Origin of the sequence: Kocuria sp. ZOR0020, assembly GCF_000800955.1 — a bacterium.
Taxonomy (GTDB): domain Bacteria; phylum Actinomycetota; class Actinomycetes; order Actinomycetales; family Micrococcaceae; genus Kocuria; species Kocuria subflava.
Map to the genome: position 1 here is coordinate 1 of NZ_JROX01000154.1, position 2,847 is coordinate 2,847.

Annotated in this window: 3 protein-coding genes and 1 pseudogene; all 4 read right to left on the reverse strand. The window is 69.3% G+C overall.

Going from position 1 to position 2,847, the window contains the following annotated elements; translation table 11 throughout:
* Window positions 1-246: 246 nt before the first annotated feature.
* Window positions 247-912 (reverse strand): annotated as a pseudogene (locus tag L979_RS09390) (DUF305 domain-containing protein).
* A 100-nt stretch (window positions 913-1,012) separates the two neighbouring features.
* A complete protein-coding gene (locus L979_RS09395) occupies window positions 1,013-1,351 on the reverse strand; it encodes a heavy-metal-associated domain-containing protein (RefSeq protein ID WP_047691956.1) in 339 nt (112 codons plus the stop codon).
* Window positions 1,352-1,435: 84 nt separating this feature from the next.
* A complete protein-coding gene (locus tag L979_RS09400) occupies window positions 1,436-2,578 on the reverse strand; it encodes an ATP-binding protein (RefSeq protein WP_052209739.1) in 1,143 nt (380 codons plus the stop codon).
* A partial coding sequence (locus tag L979_RS09405) for a winged helix-turn-helix domain-containing protein (RefSeq protein ID WP_047691957.1) occupies window positions 2,575-2,847 on the reverse strand: 273 nt, incomplete at its 5' end. The genes L979_RS09405 and L979_RS09400, both read right to left, overlap by 4 nt.

The following is a 2,847-nucleotide window of genomic DNA, read 5'->3' on the forward strand; positions in this document are numbered from 1 at the left end:
GCACCCGTCGGTGGCGGGGCGCTCCCGCCCTGCCGGGTCCCGCCGCCCGAGTTCCCGGTGAACGCCTTCACGAGCACGAAGATCAGCACCACCGTGCCCAGGATCAGCAGGAGCCAGAAGATCCACATCCAGCCCATGCCTCCTCCCATGCCGTCGCCCCACATCATCGCGGTCCTCCTTCATCGATCGGTTCGTTGCTTCCTGCAGAGCGCCGCCCGTGGGCGGCGACGCCGGTCACCGGGGCGGTCAGGAACCGTCCGGCAGCTCCTGGAGCATCTGCTCCATCTCGGTGATCTCCGCCTCCTGGTCCTCGACCACCTGGCGGGCGAGCTCGACGGCCTGGGGGTTCTGCCCCTGCTCGACCTGGTCCCGGGCCATCTCGACCGCGCCCTCGTGGTGGACGGTCATCTGCTCCAGGTACAGCCGGGCCGCGTCCGTCCCCTGCGCATCGTTGAGCATGCCCATGTCCTCCTCGCTCATCATCCCGCCGGCCCCGTGGCCCATGGACGTGGAGTCCTCGCCGGGCATCGGCGCTTCCCAGGTCCGCAGCATCTGGTTCATGCGCTCGATCTCCGGTCCCTGGGCATCGACGACCTTCTGGGCGAAGGCCCGGACATCGGCGGGGACGTCGTCCTTGGCCAGCAGGATCTCGCTCATGTCCACGGCCTGCTCGTGGTGCGGGATCATCATCTGCGCGAACATCACGTCGTCGTCGTTGTGCTCTTCAGCGATCGGTTCCCCTGAGGTAGCGCCCGACGGGGTGCTCGAGGCGCTGCCGGCCCCGGTGGCGGCAGCTGTGGAGCTGGTGGTCTCGGAGGCCGCGTCAGTGTTCTCTCCGCCTCCGGTGCCTCAGCCGGCCAGGGCCAGGGCAGAGGCGAGGGCCACGGCGGTGAGGGAAGAGGCTCGGTTCATGGGGATGTCCTTACGTGGGGTAGTCGGGTGGTGGTGGCCCCAGGCAGGGCCTGGAGACCGGGAGCCGGGTCGGGCCGTGGGGGATCCGGTCCCGGCACGCTCAGGAAGAGGTGACCGCATATCCTGCACGCGCCACTGCGGCGCGCACGGATTCCTCTGCGACAGGGGTGGTGCTGGTCACGGTAACGGCCGAAGCCTCGCCGGCTACGAGGTCGATCTGCACGTCAAGGACCCCCTCCAACGCCGTGAGGGCCTCGGTGACCCGGCCGGCGCAGTGGCCGCAGGTCATGCCCTCCACCTGGTAGGTCGTGGCGGTGCCGTCCGAGGACGGCGACTGCGCCTCGACGGCAGTCCCCGCTTCCTCGGGGACAGAGGTGGGAGCGCAGCAGGCGCAACCGGTGGCGGCCATCGGCAGGGGGTGGCGGGGCGAGCTGGTCATGGTGGGCTCCTTCGGATCGTGAGGGAACGGGGAACGCCCCTCGCCTCTCAGGTATATACCCTGGGGGGGTATAGTGCAAGGATGTCAGTGAGCCTCCCGAGCGGGAGGCAGATCGGCCAGTTGGGGGGTCGGCAACTGGATGGTGAACACCGCGCCGTGTCTGGGGCCGGGGGAGGCGGCGGTCAGGGTGCCGCCGTGGGCTTCGACCAGTGCTTTGGAGATGGCCAGCCCGATCCCCGAGCCGCCGTGGTCTCGGTCCCGGGCGGTGTCCCCGCGCCAGAAGCGCTCGAACATCTGAGGCAGTTGCTCGGCACTGATGCCCTCACCGGTGTCGCTGATGCAGAGGACCACTTGGCCGGACATCTGATGGGTGGCACTGACGGTGACCGTCCCACCCGCTGGGGTGTGGCGCAGGGCGTTGGTGAGCAGATTGCCCAGCACCTGCCCCATCCGCTGCCGGTCCACCTCCAGGACCCCGGTCTCATCGTCGACGTCCACGTCGAGGGCCACGCCCTTGGCCGCGTAGGACTCCCTGTGGGCCTCGGCGGCGGTGTGCAGCAGTTCGAGCACGGGCTGTTCTGCGCGGTCCAGGTCGATGCGCCCCTCCTCGGCGCGGGAGACATCGGTGATGTCCTCGACCAGCCGGGTGAGGCGTCCCAGCTGGTCGGTCATGATCTCGCTGGTGGTTTCGTCCCAGTGGATGACCCCGTCCTGGAGGCCTTCGCAGTACACGGTGAGCACCGAGATCGGGGTGCGCATCTCATGGGCCAGGTCCGAGAGCATCCGCCGGCGGGTGCCTTCGGTACTTTGCAGACGAGCCGCCATGGTGTTGAACGCGGTGGCCACCCCGTCCACCTCCGCTCCGGCACCCAGGGCCGGTACCCGGGTGTCGTAGCGGCCGCGGGACATGCCTTTGGCGGCTTCGGCCAGCTTCCCGAGAGAACCCTGGATGCGACGGGATAACCAGAGGCTGGCGACCAGGGCGCAGATCAGGGCCGTGGCCAAGGCCACGGCCACGGTGATGAGGTTGGTGTCGCGGTAGGCCTGCTCCACGTGCAGCAACTCCGGGGAGTTCTCCGCATGCCCGGCCATGATCAAGTGATTGTGGAAGATCGCCGGGCCCATCAGGGAGGCCACCACGACTGCCGCCGCCAGGGAGGCTGCGACCACCAGCACCTGGACGTTGAAGAACCGGGTAGCCAGGCTCCGCTCGCGCCGGGGACTCACGGTGTCACCATCCGGTAGTCGACCCCACGGACCGTGTCGATGAAGCCGATCGGGTCTTCCCCGAGCTTCCGGCGCAGGTGCCCGATGTGCACGTCTACGATCCGCTCGTCCCCGACCCAGGATGGATCCCAGATGGTGTCGATGAGCTTGCGGCGGGTGAGCGCCTGGTGCGGGCGGGCCGACAGGGCCCCCAGTAGGTCGAACTCGGTGCGGGTCAGGCCCACCGGCCGCCCGCCCGCCCGTGCCTCGTGGGCCGCGAGGTCGACGGT